Source organism: Cellulomonas palmilytica, from assembly GCF_021590045.1.
Classification (GTDB): domain Bacteria; phylum Actinomycetota; class Actinomycetes; order Actinomycetales; family Cellulomonadaceae; genus Cellulomonas; species Cellulomonas palmilytica.
In genome coordinates, this window is the sequence record NZ_CP062221.1 from 51,605 (window position 1) to 77,469 (window position 25,865).

Consider the following 25,865-nt stretch of genomic DNA (forward strand, 5'->3'; position numbering starts at 1 on the left):
CGGCCGGATGGCCACTGCTCGTGGGGGACGGGGCCTGCGTCGGGTCGTCAGAGGACCTTCTGCAGGAAGGACCGGGTGCGCTCGTGCTGCGGGTCGTCGAGCACCTCGCAGGGCGGGCCCTGCTCGACGACCACGCCGTCGTCCATGAACACGACGGTGTCCGCGACCTCGCGCGCGAAGCCGATCTCGTGCGTGACGACGACGAGGGTCGTGCCCGAGCGGGCGACGTCCTTGATGACGTCGAGCACCTCGCCTACGAGCTCGGGGTCGAGCGCGGACGTCGGCTCGTCGAACAGCAGCACCTTGGGGCGCAGCGCCAGCGCCCGAGCGATCGCGACGCGCTGCTGCTGCCCGCCCGAGAGCTGGCGTGGCCGCACGTCGGCCTTGTCGGCGAGGCCGACGCGGGCGAGCAGCTCGCGGGCCTCCGGCTCGACCTCGGCCCGCGGGCGGCCCTGCGCCGAGACGGGCGCCTCGACGACGTTCTCGAGCGCCGTCAGGTGCGGGAACAGGTTGAAGCTCTGGAACACGAACCCGATCTGCGTGCGCTGACGCAGGATCTCGCGCTCCTTGAGCTCGCGCAGCGTGCTGCCGCGACGCACGTAGCCGACCAGGTCGCCGTCGATCGAGATGAAGCCCTTGTCGACCTTCTCCAGGTGGTTGATCGCGCGCAGCAGCGTGGACTTGCCCGAGCCCGACGGGCCGAGCACGACCGTCACCGAGCCGGGGCGCACCGTGAGCGACACGTCCCGCAGCACCTCGAGCGTGCCGTACGACTTGTGCACGCCGTGCACCTCGACGAGCCCGACCGGCGCGCTCATGCCAGCCCTCCGATGTCCGAGCGACGCGTGCGCGTCAGCACCCCGACGTGCGCGCGGGCGGCGTAGCCGGGCGGGACGCTCGCGGGCACCGGGCGACCCGTGAGCCGGGCCGACGCGACGAGCACCGACCAGCGGGCGCGCTGCAGCGGCGTGGGCGGCAGCGTGCGCACCGCGCCCTTCGCGTAGTGCCGCTCGACGTAGTACTGCACGACCGTGATGAGCGTCGTCAGCAGGAGGTACCAGATCGCCGCGACGAGCAGCAGCGGCACGATCCGGCCGTTGCGGCCCATGATCACGCTGACGATGTAGAACAGCTCGCCGTACGCCAGCACGTAGACGATCGACGTGCCCTTGAGCAGGCCGATGACCTCGTTGACCGCGGTCGGCACGATCGAGCGCATGGCCTGCGGCAGGATGATGCGGGTCACCTGCCGGCGCCGCGGGATGCCGAGCGACGCGGCCGCCTCCTGCTGCCCCTGGTCGACCGACAGGATCCCGGCGCGCACGATCTCCGCGGAGTACGCCGCCTGCGACAGGCCCAGGCCGAGGATCGCTGCCCAGAACTTGTCGACGAGCGAGAGCGTGTCGACCCACGCGAACTCCGGGCCGAACGGGATCCCGAGGCTCAGGTGCGGGTACAGGTAGGCGAGGTTGTACCAGAGCAGCAGCTGCAGCAGCAGCGGCACCGAGCGGAACACCCACGTGTACGTCCACGACACGGCCTGCAGCAGCGGCGACCGGGACAGGCGCATGAGCGCGAGCACCGTGCCGAGCGTGAACCCGACGACCGACGCGAGCGCGGTCAGGCGCACGGTCCCCCACACGCCCTCGAGCACGGACGGCCACGTCAGGTACCTCGCGACGAGGTCCCACTCCCAGCGCGCGTTCGTCACCAACGAGGACACGACCATCGCGAGCAGCACGAGCACGCCCGCGGTCGCGACCCAGCGGCCCGGGTGGCGTGCCGGCACGATGCGCAGGTCCTCCAGGCGCGTGCCGTCGGCCGCGTCGAGCACCGGCGGGGCCGTGGGCGGCACGACGAGGCGCGACTCGTCCTGCGCGAGCGACGGCGCGGTCATCGCGCACCACCCGTCGACGCACCAGTCACTACGAGCGCGTCGAGCCACTTCTCGAACGGCAGGGGGCCGGTCTGCGGGCGGTTCGCCGGGTCGAACAGCGGCGTGTAGCCCGTCGCGAGGTAGAGCTCGGCGGCCTCCGGCTGGCGCGGCCCGGTCGTGAGGTAGATGCGCCGGTAGCCGCGGGCGCGGGCGCGCTCCTCGAGCTCGACGAGCACGCGGCGGGCCAGCCCCCGGCGCCGGTGCGCCGAGTGCGTCCAGATGCGCTTGAGCTCGGCCGTCGGCAGCGCGGGCGAGCCGTCCGCGGTGCGCGCCCGGGGCCGCGCGAGCCGGGCCGGGTCGCCGGCCTCGGGCTCGACGCGACGCCGGAACGCGCCGCCCGCGACCGGGCGACCGCCCTCGAGCAGCAGCAGCAGGTCACCGTCCGGGGCCGCGAACTCGTGCGCCGGGTACTGCTCGAGCTCGGCGCGCAGCTGCTCGGCCGTCAGGACGCGCTGGTAGCGGGTCCAGTACTCGTGCGCGAGCTCGTCGAGCAGCGGCCTGACGAGCGGGTCGTGCATCGCGACCGAGCGCACCTCGAGCGTGGTCGTGCTCATCGTGGTGCCCGCTCCCCCGCCGCGACGGCGAACGGCACGTGGTTGCCCTCGAGCGGCGCGGGGCACGTGCCGAAGTCGCTGAACGCGTACGGCAGGTTCAGCGCCCGGTTGAGGTCGAGCCGCACGGTGCTGCGGTCCGCCGACGGCTCGGGGAACACGATCCGCCACGGGGCCAGGCCGGGCGCCTCGTCGGTGAACAGCAGCGCCGGCGCGCCGCCCTTGCCGCCCGTCAGCCGCAGCGTCACGGTCCGGCCGTCGCGCTCCAGGTCGACCTCGCCGACGACGCTCACGTGGTGCACGAGCCCGGGTCGCGCCGCGCCGACGACGGCCGCGCGCGGCTCGTCGTACCAGCGCACGGGCACGTCCAGCACCCACGACGCGTCGTACGGGAACGTCGGCACGCCGTCGAAGTCGCGCAGCGCGGCCGCGCGCGGGTCCCGCAGGCGGATCGCGTAGCGGCCCGTGCGGCGGACCAGCTCGACCGCGACGTCCGCGTCCGCACCCGTGCGGCCCTGCGGCGTGTACGTCTGCACGACCTGCGAGCCCGCCTCGGCGACGACGTGCGTCGTCGCGCCGGAGAGGTCCGCGGTGCGCGCGTGGTGAGCGCCGTCCTCGTCGGCCCACCACAGGCCGGGCACGTCCGCGAGCGCGGTCGGCGTCGACGGCAGGTCCAGGTAGGCCACGAGCGTGAGCCAGCCGTGCGGCGTCGCGAGGTCGCGCTCGCGCGCCTCGTGCCACGTCGCCCAGTCGGCCTGCTCCTGCGTGCGGGTGTCCAGCGTGGTCATCGGTGCGCCTCTCTCGTAGCGGGTGTCGCGGCCGCCGCGCGGCCCGGGATCGCCCCGACCAGCTCGACGGTGTACGGGTCCTGCGGGTGGTCGAAGACCTGGTCGACCGGGCCGGTCTCGACGAGGCGTCCGGCGCTCATCACGCCGACGACGTCGGCGACCTGCCGCACCACGGCCAGGTCGTGCGAGATGAACAGGTACGTCAGGGCGCGTTCGGCGCGCAGGTCCGCCAGCAGGGACAGCACGCGCGCCTGCACCGAGACGTCGAGCGCGCTCGTCGGCTCGTCGAGCACCAGCAGGTCCGGGTCGAGCGCGAGGGCCCGCGCGATCGCGACGCGCTGGCGCTGCCCGCCCGACAGCTCGCCCGGGCGCCGGCGCGCGGCGTCCGCGGGCAGTCGCACCAGGTCGAGCAGCTCGGCGACGCGCGCGCGGCGCTCGGCGGGCGTGCCCACGCGGTGCGCGCGCAGCGGCTCGTCGACCACCTGCGCGACCGTGAACCGCGGGTCGAGCGACGCGTACGGGTTCTGGTGGACCAGCTGCGTGCGGCGGCGCAGCGTCCGCAGCGCCTCGCCGCGGGCCCCCGCGACCTCGGCTCCGTCGAACCGGACCGACCCGCCGTCCGCGCGCTCGAGGTCGAGCACGAGCCGCGCGGTCGTGGACTTGCCCGAGCCGGACTCCCCGACGAGCACGAACGCCGAGCCGCGGGGCGCCGAGAACGACACGTCGTCGACCGCGCGCACGTCGACGCCCGAGCGCCGACCGCCGACGTGGAACGTCTTGCGCAGGTGCTCGACGACGAGCAGGTCGTCGGTCGCCGCGTCCGCGGCCGCCTGGCGCGGGCTCGTCGTGACCGGGACGCGCGCCGCCTCGTCGGGAGCACGCAGGCCGGGAGCGGCCGCGAGGAGCTCGCGCGTGTACGGGTGCTGCGGGTCACCGAGCACCTGGGCCGTCGGGCCGGACTCGACGACCTCGCCGTCCTTCATCACGACGACGCGCTCGGCCCGGTCCGCCGCGACCGCGAGGTCGTGCGTGATGAGCAGCACCGCGGTGCCGGCGCGCGCGGTGAGGTCCGCGAGCAGGTCGAGCACGCGGCGCTGCACGGTGACGTCGAGCGCGCTCGTCGGCTCGTCGGCCACGACGAGCTCGGGCTCGCACGCGAGCGCGATACCGATGAGCACGCGCTGGCGCATGCCGCCCGACAGCTCGTGCGGGTGCTGACGCGCCCGTGCCCGCGGCTCGTCGATGCCCACGGACGCCAGCACCTCCACGGCACGCTCGCGCGCGTCGCGGCGCCCGGCGCGGCCGTGGATGCGCAGCACCTCGGCCACCTGGTCGCCGATCCGCTGCACGGGGTTGAGCGCGACGCCCGGGTCCTGCGGGACCAGGCCGATGCGCGCGCCGCGCACCCGCGGCCACGCGCGGGCCGGGAGCGTCGCGAGGTCGAGCGACGTGCGCTCGTCGGCGCCGAGCTCGACCGACCCGGCCGTCACGCGCCCGGTCTCGGGGAGCAGCCCGACGACCGCGTGCGCCGTGGTGGACTTGCCCGAGCCGGACTCGCCGACGAGCGCGACGACCTCGCCCGGCAGGACGTGCAGGTCCACGCCGCGCACCGCGTCGACGTCGCCCGCCGAGCCCTCGTACGTCACGCGCAGGCCGCGCACGTCGAGCACCGGACGGGTGGTCGGACGGGGGCCGTCCGCGACCGTCGTCGTCGCCAGGGTCTGCGTGCTCATCGCGCCGCCCTCCCGCCGCGCTCGAGCGCGCGGCCCAGGCGGCCCGCCGCCAGCACCACGACGGCGATGACCACGCCGGGCAGCGTCGGGTACCACCACGCGGTCGCGAGGTAGTTGCGGCCCTCCGCGACCAGCGAGCCCCACTCGGGTGTCGGCGGCACCGCCCCGAAGCCCAGGAAGCTCAGCGCCGAGACCGCGAGGACCACCGAGCCCAGCTCGATCGTCGCGAGCGCCAGGACCGGGCCCGTCGAGTTCGGCACCACGTGCCGGCCCAGGACCGCGCCGCGGCGGGCGCCCGCGAGCCGCGCCGCCTCGACGTACGTCGCGCCCCGCACCCGCAGGACCTCGGCGCGCATGACGCGCGCGAACGTCGCGACCGACGCGACGCCCACGGCCACCGCGACCTTGAGCGTCCCGAACCCGAGGACCGTCACGACCGCGAGCGACAGGAGCAGCCCCGGGATCGCGAGCAGCACGTCCGCGAACCGCATGAGCGCGTCGTCCACCCGCCCGCCGACGAAGCCCGCGACCAGACCCAGCGCCGAGCCGGCGCCCAGCGCGATCGCGATCGCGACCACCGCCGCCTGCAGCGACAGTCCCGTGCCGTGCACCGTGCGCGCGAACAGGTCGCGGCCCAGGTGGTCCGTCCCGAACCAGTGCTGCGCGCTCGGGCCCAGCAGGTTGTCCGCCGGGACGCCCGTGATCGGGTCGTAGGACGTGAACGCCGTGGGCACGAGCGCCCACGCGACGACGACCGCGACCACCAGGAGCGAGACGACCGCTCCGGGCCGCGCGAGCGGGTGGCGCCGCACGCGGGCGAGCCGCGCGCGCTGTGTCGTCGTGCCGGTCGTGCTCCCGACCGGTGCCGGGACGCTCGTCGTGCCGGTCGCACGCACCGACGCGACGCGCACGTCCGCGACGCGGGTACCCAGGACGCTCATGCCGCCTTCCTTGCCAGGTGGGGACCCGTGCGCGGGTCCAGCAGCGGGTAGGCCAGGTCGACCAGCAGGTTCACGACGACGAACACGAGCGCCGCGACCAGCACGAGGCCGAGCACCACGGGGATGTCCTGCGACGTCACGGCGGACTGCACGAGGCGTCCGAAGCCCTGGCGGGAGAACACCGTCTCCACCACCACGGCCCCGGCGAGCAGGTTCCCGACGATCACGCCGAGCAGCGTCAGGGCCGGCAGCGCCGCATTGCGGGTCACGTGCCGCAGCTGCACACGCGTACGCGTCGCACCCTTCGCGAGCGCCGTCTCCACGTACGGCGCGGCCCATGCGGCCCGCATGCCCTGCGCGAGCACCTGCGCGATCGTCGCCGACAAGGGGATCGCCAGGGTGACCGCCGGCAGGACGAGGCTCGCGAAGCCCTGGTTGCCGACGGCCGGGAACACCGGCAGGCGGAACGACAGCAGCTGCAGCAGCACCAGCCCCACCCAGAACGTCGGCACCGCGACGCCCAGCGGCGGCAGCGCGAGCAGCAGGCCACGCAGCCGCGACGAGCGCGTCCACGACGCCGACGACGCGAGCCCCAGCCCGCCGACCACCGCGAGCAGCAGCGCGAACCCCGTGAGCCGCGCGGTCTCCGGCAGCGCCTGCCCGATGAGCGTCGCCACCGGCGCACCCGACGCGAAAGACGTCCCGAGGTCGCCCGTCGCCGCGTTCCCGAGCGCCTGCAGGTACTGCTGGAACGGGCTCTGGTCGAGCCCCAGGCGGTCGCGCAGCGCCTCCGCCTGCGCCGGGTCGACGCCCCCGCCGCCGGTGCCCGCGTCGAGCATGATGCTCGCCGGGTCGCTCGGCAGCAGGTAGAGGACCACGAAGGTGACCGTGAACGCCGCGAGGAGCACGACGAGGGCCGCGGCGACCCGGCGCAGGACGTAGGTGGTCATCAGTCCTGCTCGATCCAGGCGTCGTGGAACAGCAGGCGGGAGGACGCGTCGAACGTCACGCCGTGCACGTCACCGGCCACGCCGATGGACTGCGCGAGCTCGAACAGCGGGATCGCGAGCGCCTGGTCGACGATCTCCTGCTGCGCCTGCGCGACCAGGTCCGCACGCTTCGCCGGGTCGGCCGCGGCGAGCTGGTCCGCGAGCAGCGGGTCGAGCACGTCGTCGGCCTCGCGGTGGTTGATGTTGCGGCCCGTCGAGGCGAACTGCGGGCGCAGGATGTCCGCGTCGGCGCGCGTGACGTTGTAGTAGTACGTGTCGTAGTCGCCCGAGTCGAGCAGCGCCTGCTGGTCGGCGGGCGTGACCTGCCGCAGCACCAGGTCGATCCCGACCGCGCGCAGCTGCTGCTGCACGAGCTCGAGCACCGCCTGCGAGCCCGTGAACAGCGGCGCGTACACCACGTCGATGCTGAGCTTCTCGCCGTCCTTCGCGCGGATGCCGTCGGCGCCCGCGACCCAGCCCGCGTCGTCGAGGAGTGACGCCGCCGCGGCCGCGTCGAGCGCGAGGTCGTCGGACAGGTCCGTGTACCCCGGCGTGGTGGACGCGAGCACGCTCGTCGCCGGCTCGAACGCGTCCGACAGGACCGTGTCGACCAGCTGCTGCCGGTCGATCGCGAGGTTCAGCGCCTGGCGCACCGCGACGTCGTCGAGCGGCGCGGCCGAGACGTTCGGCTGCAGGACGAACGTGACGCCCGGGTTGGTGCGCGTGAGCACCGAGCCGCCCGCGCCCTCGACCTGCGCGACGTCCTGCGGAAGCACGTCCCCGACCGCGTCGAACTGGTCGGACGCGAGCCCGCCGGCCCGCACGCCCGACTCCGGGACGACCGTGAACTGGATCTTGTCCAGGTACGCCTCGCCGTCGTTCTCACCGAGTCCCGACGGCCACGCGTACCCGTCGCGGCGGGTCACGACCGCGCCCTGGTCCTGCGTGTAGCTCTCGAGCACGAACGGCCCCGAGCCGACGACCTTGCCCTGCAGGCGCTCGTTCGGGTCGACCGCCGCCGTGGCGTCGGACAGGATCGCGAGCGACACCGTGGACGTGGCCTGCAGGAACTGCGCGTTCGGCGCGTCGAAAGCGACGGTCGCGGTGTGCTCGTCGACGACCGTCGTGCCGGCGTACCCGGCGAGGTAGCTCGCGGCGAGCGGCGCGGTCGCGCCGAGCTCGCCCGTGAGCGCGTCGAAGTTCGCCTTGACCGTGGTGGCGGTCAGCGGCGTGCCGTCGGAGAACGTCACGTCGTCGCGCAGGTGGAACGTGAACGTCGTGAGGTCGTCGCTCACCTCCCAGGACTCCGCGAGCCACGGGACGATCTCGCCCGTCGTCAGGTCCTGGTCCGTGAGCGAGTCCGCGAGCTGGCGCGCGATGTAGATGCTGACGTTCGAGCCGACCTGCTGCGGGTCGACGCCCGACGGGGAGGCGCCGAGCGCGAAGCGCAGCGTGCCGCCCGGCGTCGCGTCGGCGGTGTCGGCGGTCGTGGTCGCGGCGGCGCTCGTCCCGGACGTCGTGCCGCCCGACGAGCAGGCGGCGAGCAGCAGGGCCGGGACGACGAGCGTCGCGGCGAGCGCGCGGGCACGGGCGGGGATCCGCGGGGTGCGGGTCATGGTGTCCTCTCAGGGGGAACGGGGGACGAACGGGGGGTCGTGGGTCGTGCGGGTCGCAGGCCGGGTCAGCCCGCGAGCTCGGTCGCCTGGTCGGCCACCTCGGGGCGGCCCAGCCCCAGGTGGTCGCGCAGCGTCGGGCCGGAGTACTCGGTGCGGAACACGCCGCGCTCCTGCAGCAGGGGGACCACCTGGTCGAGCACGTCGTCCAGGCCGTGCGGCGTCAGGTGCGGGACGAGGATGAAGCCGTCGGAGGCGTCCTCCTGGACGTGCCGGTCCAGGTCCTCGGCCACCTGCTGCGCCGTCCCGACGAAGCTGCCGCGCGTCGTCGTGTGGATCACGAGGTCACGGATGGACCAGCGGTTCGCCTCGGCCTGCTCGCGCCACGCCGCGACGATCGCGAGCGGGTCGCGCGCGTGCCGCACGCGGCCGCGCGTGATCGAGATGTTCTCCACGTCGGGGTCGACGTCCGGCAGCGGGCCGTCCGGGTCGTACGCCTCCAGGTCGCGGCCCCACACCTGCTCGAGGAACGCGATCGCGGTCGGGCCCGAGACCTGCTGGCGGCGGATGTGCGCCGCGCGCTCGGCGGCCTCCTCGGCGGTGTCGCCCAGCACGACCGTCGTCGCCGGCAGGATCTTGAGGTCGCCGCGCGAGCGCCCGGCCGCGACGAGCCGCGCCTGCACGTCGTCGTAGAACGCGCGCCCCGCCTCGAACGACGAGTGCATCGAGAAGATGACGTCCGCGGTGCGCGCCGCGAAGTCACGGCCCTCCGCGGAGTCGCCCGCCTGGAACAGCACCGGGTGGCCCTGCGGTCCGCGCGGCGTGGTGAACGTCCCGACGACGTCCGCGTACCGGCCGTGGTGCTCGACCGGACGCACCGCGCCGGGGCGCAGGAACCGGCCGCCCTCGGCGTCGGCGAGCACCGCGTCGTCGTCCCACGAGTCCCACAGCGTGCGGGCGACCTCGACGACCTCCGCCGCCCGCTCGTACCGCTCCGCGTACGGCAGGTACCCGCCGCGCCGGAAGTTCTCTCCCGTGAACGCGTCCGGGCTGGTCACCAGGTTCCACGCCGCGCGCCCGCCCGAGAGGACGTCGAGCGTCGCGAACTGCCGCGCGAGCTCCCACGGCTCGTTGAACGTCGTGTTGATCGTCCCCGCGAGCCCGATGCGCTCGGTCACCGCCGACAGCGCCGCGAGCACCGGGAGCGTGTCCGGCCGGCCCACGACGTCGAGGTCGTGGATGCGGCCCTTGTGCTCGCGCAGCCGCAGCCCTTCCGCGAGGAAGAAGAAGTCGAGCTTCGCGGCCTCGGCGCGCGTCGCGAGGTGCTCGAACGAGGCGAAGTCGATCTGGCTGCCCGACTCCGGGTCGCTCCAGACCGTCGTGCTGTTGACCCCCGGGAAGTGCACGCCCAGATGGATCTGCTTGCGTCGCGTGGTCATGTCCCCCCGCCCTCAGGCCGTCGCGGCGAACACGTTGGCGGGGCGCGCGAGCCCGAGCGTGTCGCGCAGCGTGCGGCCCGGGTACGCGGTGCGGAACAGGCCCGCGGACTGCAGCGTCGGCACGACCTTGTCGACCAGCGCGTCCAGGTCCGTCGACAGCGACGACGGCCGCACGACGAACCCGTCCGCGGCACCCGCGGCGACCCACGCGTCGATCGCCGCGACGAGCGCGTCGGGCGTGCCCACGTGCTCGAACGTCGTCGACGCACCCGCGCGCGGCTCGAGGTCGTCGAGCAGCTCGAGGCGCGCCCGCGCGCTCGCCTCGTCGTCCGCGAGCACCACGAACGCGTCGACGAGCACGCGCAGCTGGTCCGCGTCGCGCCCCGCGTCGGCGGCCCGCGTGCGCAGCAGCTCGCGCTGCGCGACGGCCTCGTCGAGCGAGGTGGCCTGCAGGCGGACGACGTCCGCGTGCCGCGCGGCGAGCGTGAGCGCCGCGTCGCTCGTCGCGCGCACGACGACCGGCGGTCGGCCCTGCGGCGGGCGCGGCGTGATCGACGGGCCCTTCACCCGGAACCTGATGCCCTCGTAGTCGACGTAGTGCAGCTTCTCCCGGTCGACGAACCGACCCGTCGCGACGTCGCGGATCTCCGCGTCGTCCTCCCACGAGTCCCACAGCCGGCCGACGACGTCGATCACGTCGCCCGCCTCGTCGACCGCGTCCGCCTCGTCCTGCACGCCCTTGCGACCGAACGCGCGGGCGGCCTCCGGCGTCGTCGACCAGCCCACGCCCCACGCCGCGCGGCCGCGGCTCACGTGGTCGATCGTCGCGACGGCCTTCGACACGTGGAACGGCTCGGTGTGCGTCGTGTCGATCGTCGGGACGAGGCCGATCCCCGCGCTGCGCGGCGCGAGGCGGGACGCGACGAGCGCCGCGTCGAGCCGGCCCTGCGCGCCGTGGCGCTGCACGGGCTGCAGCGAGAACGCGTCGTCGAGCACGACGAGGTCGAGCAGGCCGCGCTGCGCGGTCGCGACGAGGGACGCGAGGCGCTGCGCGTCGAACAGCCGCTGCGCCTGCGAGCCCAGGTCACGCCAGGCGGCGGGGTGCGCGCCGGCGTCGGTGAGGTCGACGCCCAGGTGCACCGAGGGTGCGCTCAGGTCGGTCCGGTGGCGGTGGTGCTGCGACATCGGGTGCTCCAGCTCGGTCAGGTGCGGTTCGGTCGGGTCGGGTGGGGCGCGGGTCGGCGCCGTGACGTCGCCGCACGCCCGGACGGGTCGTCCGGGTACGGCGATGCCGGGCGCGCGGGTGTCGCGCGGTGGGTCCGGGCGTCGTCGACGCTCGGACCCTGCCTGCGGCGTGCGGGGACGCGCGGTCGTCGTCGGACGTGTGCGCGTCCGTGGACCGTCAGGTCAGGTGGCCCGGCCGGTGGCCGGTGGGCGGATCAGCGTCCGCCGTGCCCGTGAGGCGTCGTCAGCGACAGCTCTCGTCGGTGCACATGGAGCGACAGCACATGTCGAGGCGCGTGGCGCGGGTGTCCCCGTCGGTGCTCCTCATGCTCATGGGCTCGTCTCCCTCGGTCCGCTGCGTTGCCGGACGGCGGGGTTTCGCCGTCCGACCAGGTCCTCACCCGGGGCACCCCGCCGCGCGGGAGGGTTGCCGTCCGACCAGCCGGGGCTACGCGTCGGAGCTCATGACCTTCGTGCTGCAGACCGGAAAATTCGGACTGCATTGGTCAGGAAAACTAGGCCCACCCCGTCGAGGTGTCAACGACGCCCCACCCCTGTCCCACAATCCGGACCAACACACTCCCCTTTTGCGACCGGCCCCCGCCCACCGCCTCCGGTCCACCCCGAGACGAGACCGGGGTTGCTCCGGCGTCGACCGGTCAGAGCCGGAGCAACCGCGGGGTCGGCGGAGGAGACATCGCCGAGACCGTCGTCGCTCCGGCTCTGGGGTCACGGAACCGGAGGAAGCGCGGGGTCGACGGCGGGTCGTCGGGACGACGACGAGGCCCCCGCGCCGGTGGGTGCGGGGGCCTCGGGGTCGTGCGGGGCCTCGGTTCGTGCGGGGCCTCGGGTCGTGCGGGGTCAGGCGAAGTGGCGCGGGAGGGTGGCCTCGAAGACCTCGCGGGCCTCGGCCAGCGGGATCGAGAACAGGCCCTCGACCTCGACAGCCGGACCCGCCTCGTCGTCGTCCGTCGCGACGTCCGCCGTCTGGCCCAGCTTGAGGGCCGGGACGCCGCGCGCGACGCACAGGTCCGCGAACCGCACCTCCTCCGAGCGCGGCACCGCGACGAGCGCTCGGGCCGTGGACTCGGAGAACAGCGCCTCGAACGGCGTCACGCCGTCGCGCTCGCACAGCGCGTCGAGCGACACCCGCGCACCCACGCCGAACCGCAGCGAGGACTCGAGCAGCGCCTGGACCAGACCACCCTCGGACAGGTCGTGCGCGGCGTCGACGAGCCCGTCGCGCGCCGCGTTCTGCAGCACCGCGGCCAGCGCGCGCTCGGCGGCCAGGTCGACCCGCGGCGGCAGGCCGCCGAGGTGGGCGTGCTCGACGTCGGCCCACGCGGAGCCGTCGAGCTCGGCGCGCGTCGTGCCCAGCAGGTAGACGGACACGCCGGGGGCCGTCCAGCCCGACGGCACGGCCTGCGCGACGTCGTCGAGCACGCCCAGCACGCCGACGACGGGCGTCGGGTGGATGGCGGAGTCGATCTTCCCGGGCTCGCCCGTGCCGTTGTAGAGCGAGACGTTGCCGCCGGTCACCGGGACCTCGAGCGTCTGGCACGCGTCGGCCAGGCCGCGGATGGCCTCGACGAGCTGCCACATCGAGTCCGGGTGCTCGGGGCTGCCGAAGTTGAGGCAGTCGGTCACCGCGAGCGGGCGGGCGCCCGTCGTCGCGACGTTGCGGTACGCCTCGGCGAGCGCGAGCTGCGCGCCCGTGTATGGGTCGAGCTTGCCGTAGCGGCCGTTCGCGTCGGTCGCGAGCGCGACGCCCAGGCCGGTGGCCTCGTCGACGCGGACGACGCCCGAGTCGTCGGGCTGCGCGAGGGCCGTGTTGCCCTGCACGAACCGGTCGTACTGCTTGGTCACCCACTCCTTGGACGCGAGGTTGGGCGAGCCGAGCAGGCGCAGCGCGGTCGCGCGCAGCTCGTCGGGGCTCGTCGGACGCGCGAGCGACGCGGAGGTGTCGGCGTTCAGCCCGTCCTGCCACGCGGGACGCGCGTAGGGACGGTCGTACACCGGGCCCTCGTGCGCGACCGTCTTCGGGTCGACGTCGACGATGCGGTGGCCGTGGTGGTCGATCGTGAGGCGGCCGGTGCCGGTGACCTCGCCGATGATCGCGGTCTCGACGTCCCACTTCGAGGTGATCGCGAGGAACTCGTCCAGCTTGGCGGGCGAGACGACCGCCATCATCCGCTCCTGCGACTCCGACATGAGGATCTCGCCGGCGGTCAGCGTGGGGTCGCGCAGCAGCACGTTCTCGAGGTCGACGTGCATGCCGCCGTCACCATTGGAGGCGAGCTCGCTCGTCGCGCACGAGATGCCCGCGGCGCCCAGGTCCTGGATGCCCTCGACGACGCGCGCGGCGTACAGCTCGAGGCAGCACTCGATGAGCACCTTCTCCATGAACGGGTCGCCGACCTGCACCGACGGGCGCTTGGACGGCTTGGTGTCGTCGAACGTCTCGGAGGCGAGGATCGACGCGCCGCCGATGCCGTCGCCGCCCGTGCGCGCGCCGAACAGCACGACCTTGTTGCCCGTGCCGGACGCGTTGGCCAGGTGGATGTCCTCGTGCCGCAGCACGCCCAGGCACAGGGCGTTGACGAGCGGGTTGCCCTGGTAGCAGGGGTCGAACACGAGCTCGCCGCCGATGTTCGGCAGGCCGAGCGAGTTGCCGTACCCGCCGACGCCCGCGACGACGCCGTGCACCACGCGGGCGGTGTCCGGGTGGTCGACCGCGCCGAACCGCAGCTGGTCCATGACGGCGACGGGGCGCGCACCCATCGAGATGATGTCGCGCACGATGCCGCCGACGCCCGTGGCCGCGCCCTGGTACGGCTCGACGTACGACGGGTGGTTGTGGGACTCGACCTTGAACGTCACCGCCCAGCCGTCGCCGATGTCGACGACGCCCGCGTTCTCGCCGATGCCGACGAGCAGGTGCTCCTTCATCGCCGGCGTGGTCTTGTCCCCGAACTGGCGCAGGTGCGTCTTGGAGGACTTGTACGAGCAGTGCTCGGACCACATGACGGAGTACATCGCGAGCTCGGCGGCGGTGGGCCGGCGGCCGAGGATGTCCCGGATGCGCTGGTACTCGTCGGGCTTGAGACCGAGCTCCGCGTACGGCTGCTCGAGGTCGGGGGTCGCCGCGGCGTCCTCGACGGTGTCGTAGTGCTGGTCGCTGCTGGGGCGCGCGGGTGCGGAGGTCATCGGTTCCCTTGGGCGAGTTCCAAGCCGTGCTGGCCGGCCGGCAGGGACACGGCCGTCGTCGGCGGACGGCCACAGGATACCGACGCCCCGGCGGCCGTCGGACCCGCGTCCACGACCCGGCGCGGACCCGTCACGGACCGCCGCGCGCGGCCCTCGGCGCGCGGTCGTCGGACGTCCGTCGGACGCTCGTCCAGGTGACGCTCGCCCGGACGGGCGAGCCGACGGTGGGCCCAACGGGTGACACGTGCCCGGAACACGGCGTGCCGCACGCGACACGCCGATGGGGGAATTGTGCGTTATGCCTGATCACCCCTACTGTTCCGGCTTGGTCGGATGTCCGATTCGACCGTTTTCGACGCACTCTCCCCGAGTCGAGGTCCGATGCTCTCCCGTGCCGCTGCCGCCACCGCCCTCCCCCTCGTCACCGGTCTCCTCCTCGTCGCCTCGTCCACGGGCGCGTGGGCCGGCGGGTCGGACGACCCCGTGCCCTACTCCGTGACGGTCGACGGCCTCACGCTCGCACCCGGTGACACGTTCGCGAACCACGACCACGTGAACGTGACGTACACGCACCGCGGCCGCACGGGATCGGCGAACCTGCACATCGAGGGCACGCGGTCGACCGGCGGCCTCATCGGCAAGAACGCGGTGCGCTGGGACACGGTCGGCATCCCCGAGAACTCGTGCATCACCTGGGTGCAGGTCAGCAAGTACAACGAGCACTACGGCGAGGGCGGCCAGAAGCCCGTCTGCTCGACGACGTGCCGCCCGACCCCGAACCCGACCTACCCGCCGCAGCCGTCGCCGTCGCCCACGCCGACGCCGTACCCGACCTACCCGCCGCGTCCCACGCCGACGCCGACGCCCACCGCGACGCCGACCCCGCCCGTCGAGGAGCCGACGACCCCGCCGGTCGAGGAGCCCACGCCGACGCCGGAGCCCTCGGACGAGGCACCGACCCCGGAGCCCACCCCGGAGGAGACCACGCCCGCGCCGACGCCCACCGAGCCGACCCCGCCGTCGGACGAGGAGACGCCGACCCCCGAGCCGTCGCTGTCGAGCCCCGTCGCGCCGGGTGACGACGACGAGGTCGTCGTGGCCGGACCGACGCCGACGCCGAGCTACCCGTCCGCGGTGCTGGCCGACGAGCCCGAGGAGCCGCCGCTCGCGGCCACCGGCTCCGACTCGCTCGTGCCCGGCCTCGCCGCCGGTCTCGGTGCGCTCGCCGCGGGTGCCGGTCTCCTCGCGGTCCACGCCCGCAAGCGGTACCGCCCCGCGCACCGTCGCTGACACGACCGACGGACCGGCGACCGCACGCACGGGTGCGGGAACCGGTCCGTCGGGTCGACGTCCGGCCGCACCCCCTCCCCCTGAGCGACCGGGCGCGGGCCCGGCGGGCACGAGCCTCGGCTCGGCCCGCCGGGCTCCGGCACGTGGGCGCTAGGTTCGGCGCGTGCCCACCGCCGTGACCCGCCGCGCGCTCGCCGCACTGCTCGCGGGGGTCGTCGTCGCGCTCGTCGGGGCGTGCACACCGTCGCCGGCGCAGCCTGGCGCCACGACGAGCCCGCACGCGGCGACGTCGTCTCCGGCCGCGGCGACGCCGGCCGCGTCGGCCGCGCCGTCAACCGCCGCGTCGGCGGCGCCGTCACCCGCCGCGTCGGCGGCGCCGTCACAGGGCGCGGACGACGCGCTCCTCGACCGCGCGATCCGCGGCGGTGTGACGGTGCGCTCGTCGGGCCCCTCGTCGGGGACGGTCGCGCTGCGCGTGCTCGCCGACGCCACGCCGCGCGCGCTCGACGACGGGTCGGTCCGGGTGCCGCTCGCGGCAGGCGACGGCACGGTCGTCGTCGTCGCGCCCGCGCCCTGGCGGCTCGACGTGCTCGCGGACGGGACCGCGCTCGTCCTGCTCGACGACGAGCCCGTCGCCGGCCTGCGGGCCGAGCCCGCGGGACGGCTGCGCACGCTCACGCGCACGGAGGTGGACGGCACGACGAGCGACGTCGCGGTGCTGCGCGCGGACGACGAGCCGACGAGCGTGTGGATCACCGCGCGCGCGGTGCTCGACCTGTCGTGGGGCGAGCGCGAGGGCGGGCGGTCGCTCGCGGTGACCCCCGCGGACTGGGCGCGCGGAGGCGGGCTCGCGGCAGCCGCGCTCGTGCCCGCGCAGGTCGTCGCGGCCGAGCCGGAGGCGGGGACCGCGACGATGCTCGACCAGCTCGCGTGCCACCAGCAGGGCGCGCGGCGCAAGGCCGCGTGGAACATCGAGCCGTGGCGGCCGCAGGTCTCGGCGCTGGAGCTGGTCGCGACCCGGTGCAACCCGACGTGACGCGTCAGCCGCGCAGCTCCTCGATGCGCACGAGCCCGCCGATGACGGGCCCGATCACCACGAGGTAGATCAGGCCCAGGAACAACGCGGTGAGCAGCGTGAAGAACACCATCCCCGTGAGCCCGCCGGGGCTGCGCACGTGCGCGACGACCTTGCGCACGAGCGAGGACGGGTGCCGCACGTCCCAGGAGTTGAGGCGCACGTTGCGCCCCAGGTAGATGCCGAGCGCGACGAGCAGCAGGATCACGACGCACAGCACGACGGACGACCGGTCGGCGAGCGCGGTCGCGTCCTCCCCGGAGGACACGAGCACCCACTCGAGCTGCACGACGAACACGTTGAGCACGGTGTTGAGCACGCCGGACATCGCCAGGACGAGCACGAGCAGCGTGTCGAACCACATGGGCACGTGCTCGTCGGGCTTGCGGTGGCTGAGGTTGAGCTCGGTGATGAGGTAGGCCGCGTTGGGCAGCAGGAGCAGCCACGCGAGAGCGCCGACGGCGAGCACCGCCCACCCGACGCCGCGCAGGTCCAGCCGGACCAGCACGGCCCACACGACGGCCACGAGGCCGAGCAGCACGAGGGGCGCGACGGACAGCGCGAGGTTGAGCAGCATCGGCCGGTAGACGCGCGTGCCGAACGCCGGCCCGCGTGCGAGCACCAGCGCCAGCGCGAGCACGTTCATGCCCGCGGCGCCGACGACGAGGCTGGTCAGCATGTCGCCATCACAGCAGAGCGCGACCGCCCCCGCTCTCCCGGTGCGGGAGGGACGGGGGCGGTCGACGTCCACCGGGCCGACGGGACGGGCCGTCAGCGCAGGTGCTTCTCGGGGACCGCGAGACGCCCGGCGGCGCGCTCGGTCCGGTAGTGCGCGCGTGCCTCGTCCTGCCGCTCCTTCTCGGCGCCCGACGCGATGGGCGCCCGCAGGTGCTCGGGCGCGTAGCCGAACCCGTCGACGAGGTCCTGCGCGTAGGGCCGCAGCCGCACGAGCAGACGGTCGATGTACGACGAGACCGTGCGCGCCCGGCCGGCGGACAGACGGCCGTTGACGAGGTACCACGCGAGGTTCCGCTCGACGAGCGTGAGCCCGAACAGGTCGCGCAGCCACGTGAGCACCTGACGCGTGCCGGGGTCGGTCGCGGCGTGCACGCCGCGCGTGAACGCCTCCCACTGCACGCGCTCGGCGTGCGCGCGCGCGGCCTCGATGAGCTCGTTCTGGTGCGCGTTCACGAGCGCCGCGGCCTCGGCCGGCGCCAGCTTCGTCGCGGGGCGCAGCGCGGCGGCGAGCTCGGCGACCATGACCTCGACGCGCTCGGTGAGCAGCTCGCGCTGCGTCTCCTCGTCGCGCAGCTGGCCCGCCGAGCGACGCGCGTCGCCGACGTCGGCGATGGTCTGCGCGGCGCGCACGAGCAGCGTGCGGTGCACGGCCTTGTCCGCGACGAGCCGCGCGACGTCACCCGCGCCGCCGGCCTTGAGCGCCTTCGCGAAGTCACCCAGGAGCCGCTTGCCGACGAGCTGGTAGAGCACGGTGTTGTCGCCCTCGAACGTCACGTAGACGTCCATGTCCTGGTGCAGGCCGACGAGCCTGTTCTCGGCGAGGAAGCCGGCGCCGCCGCACGCCTCGCGGCACTCCTGGACGGTGCGCATCGCGAGCCACGTGGAGGTGGGCTTGAGGGTCGCGGCGAGCGTCTCCAGGTCCTCGCGGGAGTCGGGCGTGTCGTCGCGGCCGGAGAACACCTCGTCGAACGACGCGAGCAGCTCCTCGTGCGCGAACGTCGAGGCGTACGTCTCGGCGAGCAGCGGCAGCAGGCGGCGCTGGTGACGCTGGTAGTCGAGCAGGACGACCTCGTCCTCGCCCGCGCCCGCGAACTGGCGGCGCTCGTTCGCGTACCGCACGGCGATGGCGAGCGCGATCTTGCTCGCGTTGACCGCCGCGCCGTCGAGCGAGACGCGGCCCTGCACGAGCGTGCCGAGCATCGTGAAGAACCGGCGGCCCGGGCTCGCGATCGGCGAGGTGTACGTGCCGTCCTCGGCGACGTCGCCGTACCGGTTGAGCAGGTTGGTCCGGGGCACGCGCACGTGGTCGAAGTGCAGGCGGCCGTTGTCGATGCCGTTCAGCCCGCCCTTGAGGCCGTCGTCCTCGCCGCCGATGCCGGGCAGGAACTGCCCGTCCTCGTCGCGCAGCGGCACGTAGAACGCGTGCACACCGTGGTTGACGCGTGGCTTGCCCTCGGGCGCGGTGATGAGCTGCGCGAACACGACGGCCGCGCGGCCGTGCAGCGCGGCGTTGCCGAGGTAGTCCTTCCACGCCGCGCGGAACGGCGTGTGGATGACGAACTCCTGCGTCTCGCGGTCGTACTCGGCCGTGGTGCCGATGGACGCGACGTCGGACCCGTGGCCCGTCTCGGTCATCGCGAACGCGCCGGGCATCTCCACCGACATCGCGGCGGGCAGGAACGTGTCGTGGTGGTGCTCGGTGCCCAGGTGCAGGATCGCGGACGCGAACAGGCCCCACTGCACACCGGCCTTGATCTGCAGCGACGCGTCGCCCGCGACGAGCTCCTCGAACCGCGCGAGGCTGCCGCCGTGGTCGTCGGCGCCGCCGAGGCGCGTGGGGAACGCGCGCAGCACGTCGTGGTGCGCGACGAGCTCGCGCAGCTGGTGCAGCACGCGCTCGCGGTGCTCCGCCATCGGCAGGCCGTCGATCTTCTGGAACTCGGGCGTGCCGGTCAGCGCGCGGGCCTCGCGACGCAGCGTCGCGTACTGCCCGAGGAGCTGGTCCGTGAGCGCGGCGACGTCGACGCGCGGCTGGTCGGTGGAGGCGAGGCTGGTGCCGCGCCGCGGGGACGGGGTGGTGGGACCTGTGGGTGCGGTCGTGGTGGCGGTCATCGGGTCTCCCGGGTCATCGGATCTCCCATGGGCGGGTGGACGTGTGGGGGAAGCGCTCGCGGGCGAGCAGGCCGACGGGGCCCGCCCAGAGCCACGCGGCGACCTGGGCGGTGAGGGTCTCGCGGTCGGGCACGCCGGGCTCGCCGCGGTGGGCCATCCACCACTCGCCCGCGCCGCGCACGAAGCCGACGGCTCCGGCGGCCCAGACCTCGGCGAGCGAGTCGCGCGCCGCGGCGGCGAGGTCCGGTGCCGCACCCTCGTCGTGCTCGCCCTGCTCGCCGTGGTCCGCGTGGTCGGACAGCTCGCGCGCGAACGGCAGCGCGACGAGGTGCGTCACGGAGTCGAGGAAGTGCCCGAGCGGGCCGCCGGACTCCACGGACCCGTCGCGCGTGACGAACGCGTAGACGTGCGGCGACGACTCGATCATCTCGAGGTAGACCGCGACCATCGCGCGCAGGCCGTCGCGCGGGGTGGGGGCGACGCGCAGGACGCCCTCGAGCGCGCCCTGGATCTGCAGCACGACGGCCTCGGCGACCGCGATCTGCAGGCCGGTCTTGTCGGAGAAGTAGCGGTAGACGATCGACTTCGACGTCCCCGCGGCGTTCGCGATCTCCTCCATGGAGACGTCGGGGCCCTTGTGGTGCACCGTGCGGCGCGCGATGCGCACGAGCTCGGCGCGGCGGGCCTCGCGGTGGTCGGCCCAGCGGGCGGAGCGGCCGTCGACGACGAAGGGGTCGTCGCGGCGGACGTCGCGTGCCGTCTCGCGCGAGAGGGCCCCGGCCGCGCTCCCCCCTGGGGTGCCCGCCGGCGCGCTGGAGGCCGTCGCCGTCGACGGGCCCGGTGTGATCGGACTCACGAAACCGAAGGTATCAGGTACTGTGGGTTCTGGACACCAGGTCGGGACATTGGTCCCTGGACCAGGGGACACGCAGGGCCCCTGGACACCGTCCCGACACCCCGCTGGACGAACCATCGCGACGACGCGAGAGGAGCGCCACCGCATGGCACTCGAGAAGACGGCCCGCTCGAAGGCGGCCCAGCCCACGCCCCCGTCCGGCCCGCGCCGCGCGCTCGTCCTGGGCGGCAACCGCATCCCGTTCGCCCGGGCCGGCGGGAGGTACGCGCACGCCTCCAACCAGGACATGCTCACCGCGGCCCTCGAGGGCCTCGTCGCGCGGTACGGCCTGCAGGGGCAGCGGATCGGCGAGGTCGCCGCAGGCGCGGTGCTCAAGCACAGCCGCGACTTCAACCTCACGCGCGAGGCCGTGCTCGGCTCGTCGCTCGCCGCGACCACGCCCGCGTACGACGTGCAGCAGGCGTGCGCGACCGGGCTCGAGACGCTCGTCGGGCTGTCCAACAAGATCCGGCTCGGGCAGCTCGAGTCCGCGATCGCGGGTGGCGTGGACTCCACGTCGGACGCGCCGATCGTCGTGACCGACCGCCTGCGCCGCGCACTGCTCGACCTGTCGCGCGCCAAGACGGCCGGGCAGAAGCTCGCCGCGCTCGGGCGCATCCGCCCCAAGGACCTCGCGCCCGTCGCACCGTCCACGGGCGAGCCGCGCACGCGCCTGTCGATGGGCGAGCACCAGGCGCTCACGACCGCGGAGTGGGGCATCACGCGTGAGGCGCAGGACGAGCTCGCGCTCGCCTCCCACCAGCGGCTCGCGGCCGCGTGGGACGCCGGGTTCTTCGACGACCTCGTCACGCCGTACCGCGGCCAGACGATCGACGGGAACCTGCGCAAGGACACCTCGCTCGAGAAGCTCGCGAGCCTCAAGCCCACGTTCGGCACCCGGCTCGACGCGCCCGCGACCATGACCGCCGGCAACTCGACGCCGCTCACCGACGGCGCGTCGACCGTGCTGCTCGGGTCCGACGAGTGGGCCGCGCAGCACGGGCTCACGCCGCTCGCCGCGGTCGTCGACGCCGAGGCCGGCGCGGTCGACTTCGTGCACGGCGAGGACGGGCTGCTCATGGCACCGGTGTTCGCAGTGCCGCGCCTGCTGGCGCGCAACGGCCTGTCGCTGGCGGACCTGGAGTACGTCGAGATCCACGAGGCGTTCGCGTCGACGGTGCTCACCACGCTCGCCGCGTGGGAGTCCGAGGAGTTCGGCCGCACACGGCTCGGGCTGGACGGCGCGTTCGGCGCGGTCGACCGCGCACGGCTCAACGTGCACGGCTCGTCGCTCGCCGCGGGGCACCCGTTCGCCGCGACCGGCGGGCGCATCGTCGCGACCATCGCCAAGGAGCTCCACCTGCGCAAGCAGCGCGACGGCGGCACCCCGCGCGCGCTCGTGTCCATCTGTGCGGCCGGCGGGCTCGGCCTCACCGCGATCCTCGAGGCGGCCTGACATGGCGAACCCCATCACGACCACCCTCTCGGCCAAGCTCTCGGGGCTGCTCGGCTTCTCCCCCGCCGTCCCGCTGCGGCGCTGGGAGCCCGGTCAGCCGCTCGTCGACGGCAAGGTCCTCGTGCTCGGCGCGGGCGACGGGCCGGACGCCGACGCGGACGCCGTCGCGGCGCTCCTGTCGGGCTCGCCCGCGCAGCCGTCCGCGACCCCCGACGCCGCGGGCGCCGAGGTGCTCGACGGCTGGGGCCTGGACGTCTACCGCCACCCCGTGCCCGACGAGCGGTACGCCGCGGTCGTCGTCGTCCTGACGGGCGTCGAGCACCCCGACGACCTGCACGCGCCGATGCTCGCCGCGGCCTCGACCCTCAAGAAGCTCGCACGCGGCGGCCGGGTCGTGACGATCTCGCGCGCCGCGACCGCGTCCGACGCGCCCGCCGTCGCGGCAGCCCGCCAGGGCGTCGACGCCGTCGTGCGGACCATCGCCAAGGAGTCGCGCGGCGGTGCCACCGCCAACGGCATCGTGCTCGGCGCGGACGTGCCCGTGACCGCGGCCTCGGCCGTCGGCGCGCTGCGGTTCCTGCTGTCCACGCGCTCCGCGTTCGTGCACGGGCAGCTGCTCGCCGTCGACTCGACCGCCGGCTCGCTGCCCGCCGACTGGGACGCGCCGCTCGCCGGTCGCGTCGCGGTCGTCACGGGCGCCGCGCGCGGAATCGGCGCGGCCATCGCCCGCACGCTCGCGCGGGACGGCGCGACCGTGGTCGCGGTCGACGTGCCCGCCGCGGGCGAGCAGCTCGCGGCGGTCGCCAACGAGGTCCGCGGCACCGCGCTGCAGCTCGACATCACCGCCCCCGACGCGGGCGCGACGATCCTCGAGCACGCCCTCGCGCGGCACGGGCACCTCGACGTCGTCGTGCACAACGCCGGCATCACGCGCGACAAGCTGTTCGCCAACATGACCGACGCGCAGTGGGACTCGGTCATCGCGGTGAACATCGCCGCGCAGCTCGCGATCAACGAGGCGCTCCTGACCTCGGGCGACTTCACCGACGCGCCCCGCATCGTGTCCATCTCGTCGACCACGGGCCTCGCGGGCAACCGCGGCCAGGCCAACTACGCGGCCACCAAGGGCGGCGTGATCGGCATGGTCCGCGCGACCGCGCCGCTGCTCGAGCCGTTCGGCGGCACCGCCAACGCGGTCGCTCCCGGCTTCATCGAGACCGAGATGACCGCGAAGATGCCCGCCGTGACGCGGCAGGTCGCGCGCCAGCTCAACTCGCTGCAGCAGGGCGGGCGGCCCGTCGACGTCGCCGAGGCCGTGTCGTTCCTCGCGTCGCCGCAGGCCGGCGGGGTCGTCGGGCGCACGCTGCGGGTGTGCGGGCAGAACGTGGTGGGCGCGTGACGCTCGTCGACCTGCCCGCCGTCCCCGGCCTCGGCGGGCTCTACGCGCGCGGCGCGGCGTCCACCGGTCGGCTCGCCGTCGCGCGTCGCACCGGCTCCGCGCCCGTCGAGCTGCCCGGCACCGAGTACCGCGTGCGCGGCGTGCGCCCCTCGCTCGAGCACCTGACCGCCTACCAGCGGCTCGTCGGGGAGTCGGCGACGGACACGTTGCCGCCCGGGTTCGTGCACGTGCTCGGCTTCCCGCTCGCGATCGCGCTCATGGCGCGCACCGACTTCCCGCTGCCGATGCTCGGGATGGTGCACCTCGCGAACGTCGTCGAGCAGCGCCGCTCCATCGGGTACGACGAGACGCTCGACGTCACGGCGTCCGCGCGCGACCTGCGGCCCCACCGCACCGGCACGCAGGTGGACCTCGTCGTCGAGGTCACCGTGGACGACGAGCGCGTCTGGCGCGGCACCTCGACGTACCTCGCCAAGGGCGTCCGGCTGTCGGGGTCCGGGTCCGACGAAGCCGCGTCCGACGCAGCCACGTCCGACGACGCCGCGTCCGACGAGAGCGCGACGGACGAGCGTGCGCCGTTCGAGCCTCCGCTCCCCACCGGCCAGTGGAGGCTCGGCGCCGACACCGGTCGGCAGTACGCCCGCGTCTCGGGCGACCGCAACCCGATCCACCTCAACCCGCTCACCGCCAAGGCGCTCGGCTTCCCGCGCACCATCGCGCACGGCATGTACACCGCGTCGCGCCTGCTCGCGGACGCGGGCCGGGGCCGCGGCGACGCGTTCGTCTGGTCGGTCGACTTCGTCAAGCCCGTCCTGCTCCCGGCGACGGTCGCGACGAGCGTCCGCCACCGCCCGCGCGGCGGCTTCGACCTCGCGGCCTGGCACCCGCGCACGTCCAAGCCGCACGTCCTCTCCTCGGTCCTCCCCCTCCCCTGACCACTCCACCGCCGACCCCGCGGTTGCTCCGGCTCCCAACCCTCGAAGCCGGAGCAACCCCGGGCTCGACCGTCCCCCTCGGCCGCGACCCCGTCATTGCTCCGGCTATCCGCGGTCTGAGCCGGAGCAACCGCAAGGTCGGCCGACGTCCATCACCGCCCATCAGCCTCGACCGCGACCCCGCCGTCGCTCCGGCTATCCCCGCTCAAGGCCGGAACAACCCCAGAGTCGACCGTCCCTCTCTGCCACGACCCCGTCATTGCTCCGGGTATCCGTGGTCTGAGCCGGAGCAACCGCGGGGTCGGCCAGAGAGCACTTGGACGGGGGATCGGGTCGGGCGGGCGGGTTGTCAGGTGGGGAGCCAGCCGGCCAGGGCCGCGATGCCGCGGGCGATCTCGTCGGGGGTGCGGCCCGTGGTGCCGACGCGGTGGACCGACGGTGGGCAGCCGCGGTCGAGTCCGCGCGCCGCGGCGTCGCTGCGCGCGACGTGCGCGTCGAGCTCCGCGCCGTGCTCGCGCCGCGCGAGGCGTTCGTGGGCCGTGGCGTCGTCAGCCGTGAGCAGCACCGCGGTGACGCGCGGGGCGTCGCCCATCGCGAGGGCCAGGTCGTCGGCGTACTGCGGGCTCACGGTGTTCGTGTAGACCAGTCGCCGGTAGCCCAGGTCGCGGTACGCGGACCAGACCGCGCGCAGGTTGCGTTCCGCGAGGCGCTCGGCGTGCGGTGCGGGGTGCGCGAGGTCGAGGTAGTCGCCCTCGATCACGGCGTGCCGCACGTCGGCGGCCGTGAGCAGCGCGTGCAGCGCGTGCGCGACGGTCGACTTGCCGACCCCCGAGCGCCCACCGATGAGCACGACGTGCGACCGCTCGCCGTCCGGGGCGCCGGCACGCGCAGCCTCGTCGGGACGCGCAGCCTCGTCGGGCCGTCCGCTCGCGTCGGTGAGCGCGGCCTCGTCGGGCCCAGGGAGCCCCAGGCGCTCGCGCAGGCGCGTGCGGGCGGCTGGCCACTCGTCGGCGAGGATCGAGAAGTACACCGAGTCGCCGCGTGAGCCGTCGGGCGCGAGCCGGTGCCCGCGCAGCCGCCCCTCCTCGACCGCGCCGAGCCGCGCGACGGCGGCGAGCGAGCGCGCGTTGCGCGCGTCCACCCGCAGCGCCACGCGGTGCACGCCCCACGTCTCGAACGCGTGGGTCAGGAGCGCGAGCTTGCAGGCGGGGTTGACGTGCGTGCCCCACACGGCGGGGTCGTAGAACGTGTGGCCGATCTCGAGGCGGCCGATGCGCAGGTCGACGTCGTAGAGCGACGTCGAGCCGAGCACCGCGCCGGTCGCGTCGTCGAGCACCGCGAACGCGTACCGGCCTGGCGCAGCGAGTGCGGTCTCGACGTCCGCGCGCATGTCGTCGGGCGTGCGCGGCACGGGTGACGTCATGCCGCGCCAGACCCGGTCGTCGACGAACGCGACGAGCGCCGCGGCGTGGTCGAGGGCGAGAGGGACGAGGCGGACCCCGGGGGCGCGGAGCGTCAGGTCGTGCTGCACGCGCCGCATCGTG

Annotated in this window: 20 protein-coding genes and 1 riboswitch; of the genes, 5 read left to right on the forward strand and 15 right to left on the reverse strand. The window is 74.7% G+C overall.

Annotation, left to right across the window (positions count from 1 at the left end):
• Positions 1-47 precede the first annotated feature (47 nt).
• The 11 genes from F1D97_RS00325 to purL form a co-directional block, all read right to left on the reverse strand.
• Complete coding sequence (locus F1D97_RS00325) at positions 48-818, reverse strand: amino acid ABC transporter ATP-binding protein (RefSeq protein ID WP_236121771.1); 771 nt, start codon at positions 816-818, stop codon at positions 48-50.
• On the reverse strand, positions 815-1,897 hold the full coding sequence (locus F1D97_RS00330; RefSeq protein ID WP_236121772.1) for an amino acid ABC transporter permease: 1,083 nt from the start codon (positions 1,895-1,897) through the stop codon (positions 815-817). Before F1D97_RS00330 ends, F1D97_RS00325 begins: the two co-directional genes overlap by 4 nt.
• Complete coding sequence (locus F1D97_RS00335; protein ID WP_236121773.1) at positions 1,894-2,490, reverse strand: GNAT family N-acetyltransferase; 597 nt, start codon at positions 2,488-2,490, stop codon at positions 1,894-1,896. Before F1D97_RS00335 ends, F1D97_RS00330 begins: the two co-directional genes overlap by 4 nt.
• The gene (locus tag F1D97_RS00340; RefSeq protein ID WP_236121774.1) at positions 2,487-3,275 is read right to left on the reverse strand and encodes a DUF1684 domain-containing protein; all 789 of its coding nucleotides are present in this window, start codon (positions 3,273-3,275) and stop codon (positions 2,487-2,489) included. The genes F1D97_RS00335 and F1D97_RS00340 overlap by 4 nt, the downstream gene beginning before the upstream one ends.
• A complete protein-coding gene (locus F1D97_RS00345) occupies positions 3,272-5,008 on the reverse strand; it encodes a dipeptide ABC transporter ATP-binding protein (protein ID WP_236121775.1) in 1,737 nt (578 codons plus the stop codon). Before F1D97_RS00345 ends, F1D97_RS00340 begins: the two co-directional genes overlap by 4 nt.
• Positions 5,005-5,949 (reverse strand): ABC transporter permease, encoded by a 945-nt coding sequence (locus tag F1D97_RS00350; RefSeq protein ID WP_236121776.1) that lies wholly within the window; start codon positions 5,947-5,949, stop codon positions 5,005-5,007. The genes F1D97_RS00345 and F1D97_RS00350 overlap by 4 nt, the downstream gene beginning before the upstream one ends.
• Positions 5,946-6,899: an ABC transporter permease gene (locus tag F1D97_RS00355; protein WP_236121777.1), complete on the reverse strand. Its 954-nt coding sequence runs from the start codon at positions 6,897-6,899 to the stop codon at positions 5,946-5,948. Before F1D97_RS00355 ends, F1D97_RS00350 begins: the two co-directional genes overlap by 4 nt.
• On the reverse strand, positions 6,899-8,554 hold the full coding sequence (locus F1D97_RS00360; protein WP_236121778.1) for an ABC transporter substrate-binding protein: 1,656 nt from the start codon (positions 8,552-8,554) through the stop codon (positions 6,899-6,901). The genes F1D97_RS00355 and F1D97_RS00360 overlap by 1 nt, the downstream gene beginning before the upstream one ends.
• A gap of 65 nt (positions 8,555-8,619) precedes the next feature.
• Positions 8,620-9,990, reverse strand: a complete 1,371-nt coding sequence (locus F1D97_RS00365; RefSeq protein ID WP_236121779.1) for an NtaA/DmoA family FMN-dependent monooxygenase — start codon at positions 9,988-9,990, stop codon at positions 8,620-8,622.
• A 12-nt stretch (positions 9,991-10,002) separates the two neighbouring features.
• A complete protein-coding gene (locus F1D97_RS00370; RefSeq protein WP_236121780.1) occupies positions 10,003-11,175 on the reverse strand; it encodes an LLM class flavin-dependent oxidoreductase in 1,173 nt (390 codons plus the stop codon).
• A gap of 393 nt (positions 11,176-11,568) precedes the next feature.
• Positions 11,569-11,684: riboswitch (SAM riboswitch) on the reverse strand.
• Positions 11,685-12,075: 391 nt separating this feature from the next.
• Positions 12,076-14,421 carry a phosphoribosylformylglycinamidine synthase subunit PurL gene (gene purL, locus F1D97_RS00375; protein WP_236121781.1) on the reverse strand — a complete coding sequence of 782 codons (2,346 nt, stop codon included), beginning with the start codon at positions 14,419-14,421 and terminating at the stop codon, positions 12,076-12,078.
• A 381-nt stretch (positions 14,422-14,802) separates the two neighbouring features.
• Here purL and F1D97_RS00380 point away from each other — a divergent pair, with 381 nt between their 5' ends.
• Positions 14,803-15,711, forward strand: coding sequence for a hypothetical protein (locus F1D97_RS00380; RefSeq protein WP_236121782.1), 909 nt, complete (start codon positions 14,803-14,805; stop codon positions 15,709-15,711).
• Positions 15,712-15,874: 163 nt separating this feature from the next.
• Positions 15,875-16,747, forward strand: coding sequence for a DUF2599 domain-containing protein (locus tag F1D97_RS00385; RefSeq protein WP_236121783.1), 873 nt, complete (start codon positions 15,875-15,877; stop codon positions 16,745-16,747).
• A gap of 4 nt (positions 16,748-16,751) precedes the next feature.
• Here the strand turns inward: F1D97_RS00385 and F1D97_RS00390 are convergent, their stop codons facing one another.
• The 3 genes from F1D97_RS00390 to F1D97_RS00400 all read right to left on the reverse strand — a co-directional run bounded on the left by F1D97_RS00390 (position 16,752) and on the right by F1D97_RS00400 (position 20,492).
• Entirely contained in the window at positions 16,752-17,465 is a 714-nt protein-coding gene (locus tag F1D97_RS00390) for a DUF1361 domain-containing protein (protein ID WP_236121784.1), read from the reverse strand.
• A 92-nt stretch (positions 17,466-17,557) separates the two neighbouring features.
• Complete coding sequence (locus F1D97_RS00395; RefSeq protein WP_236121785.1) at positions 17,558-19,636, reverse strand: acyl-CoA dehydrogenase family protein; 2,079 nt, start codon at positions 19,634-19,636, stop codon at positions 17,558-17,560.
• A gap of 13 nt (positions 19,637-19,649) precedes the next feature.
• On the reverse strand, positions 19,650-20,492 hold the full coding sequence (locus F1D97_RS00400; RefSeq protein WP_236121786.1) for a TetR/AcrR family transcriptional regulator: 843 nt from the start codon (positions 20,490-20,492) through the stop codon (positions 19,650-19,652).
• Between the two features lie 145 nt (positions 20,493-20,637).
• Between F1D97_RS00400 and F1D97_RS00405 the strand changes: the two genes are divergently transcribed.
• Genes F1D97_RS00405 through F1D97_RS00415 form a run of 3 tightly spaced genes read left to right on the forward strand, consistent with a single transcriptional unit; the run spans position 20,638 to position 24,321 of the window.
• Positions 20,638-21,987 (forward strand): acetyl-CoA C-acetyltransferase, encoded by a 1,350-nt coding sequence (locus tag F1D97_RS00405; protein ID WP_236121787.1) that lies wholly within the window; start codon positions 20,638-20,640, stop codon positions 21,985-21,987.
• 1 nt (position 21,988) lies between these two features.
• Complete coding sequence (locus tag F1D97_RS00410) at positions 21,989-23,386, forward strand: 3-oxoacyl-ACP reductase (protein WP_236121788.1); 1,398 nt, start codon at positions 21,989-21,991, stop codon at positions 23,384-23,386.
• Positions 23,383-24,321: a MaoC/PaaZ C-terminal domain-containing protein gene (locus tag F1D97_RS00415; protein WP_236121789.1), complete on the forward strand. Its 939-nt coding sequence runs from the start codon at positions 23,383-23,385 to the stop codon at positions 24,319-24,321. The genes F1D97_RS00410 and F1D97_RS00415 overlap by 4 nt, the downstream gene beginning before the upstream one ends.
• 349 nt (positions 24,322-24,670) lie before the next feature.
• On the opposite strand, the gene F1D97_RS17430 is transcribed toward F1D97_RS00415, so the two are convergent.
• Positions 24,671-25,852, reverse strand: coding sequence for a GNAT family N-acetyltransferase (locus F1D97_RS17430; protein ID WP_317618918.1), 1,182 nt, complete (start codon positions 25,850-25,852; stop codon positions 24,671-24,673).
• Positions 25,853-25,865: the final 13 nt, after the last annotated feature.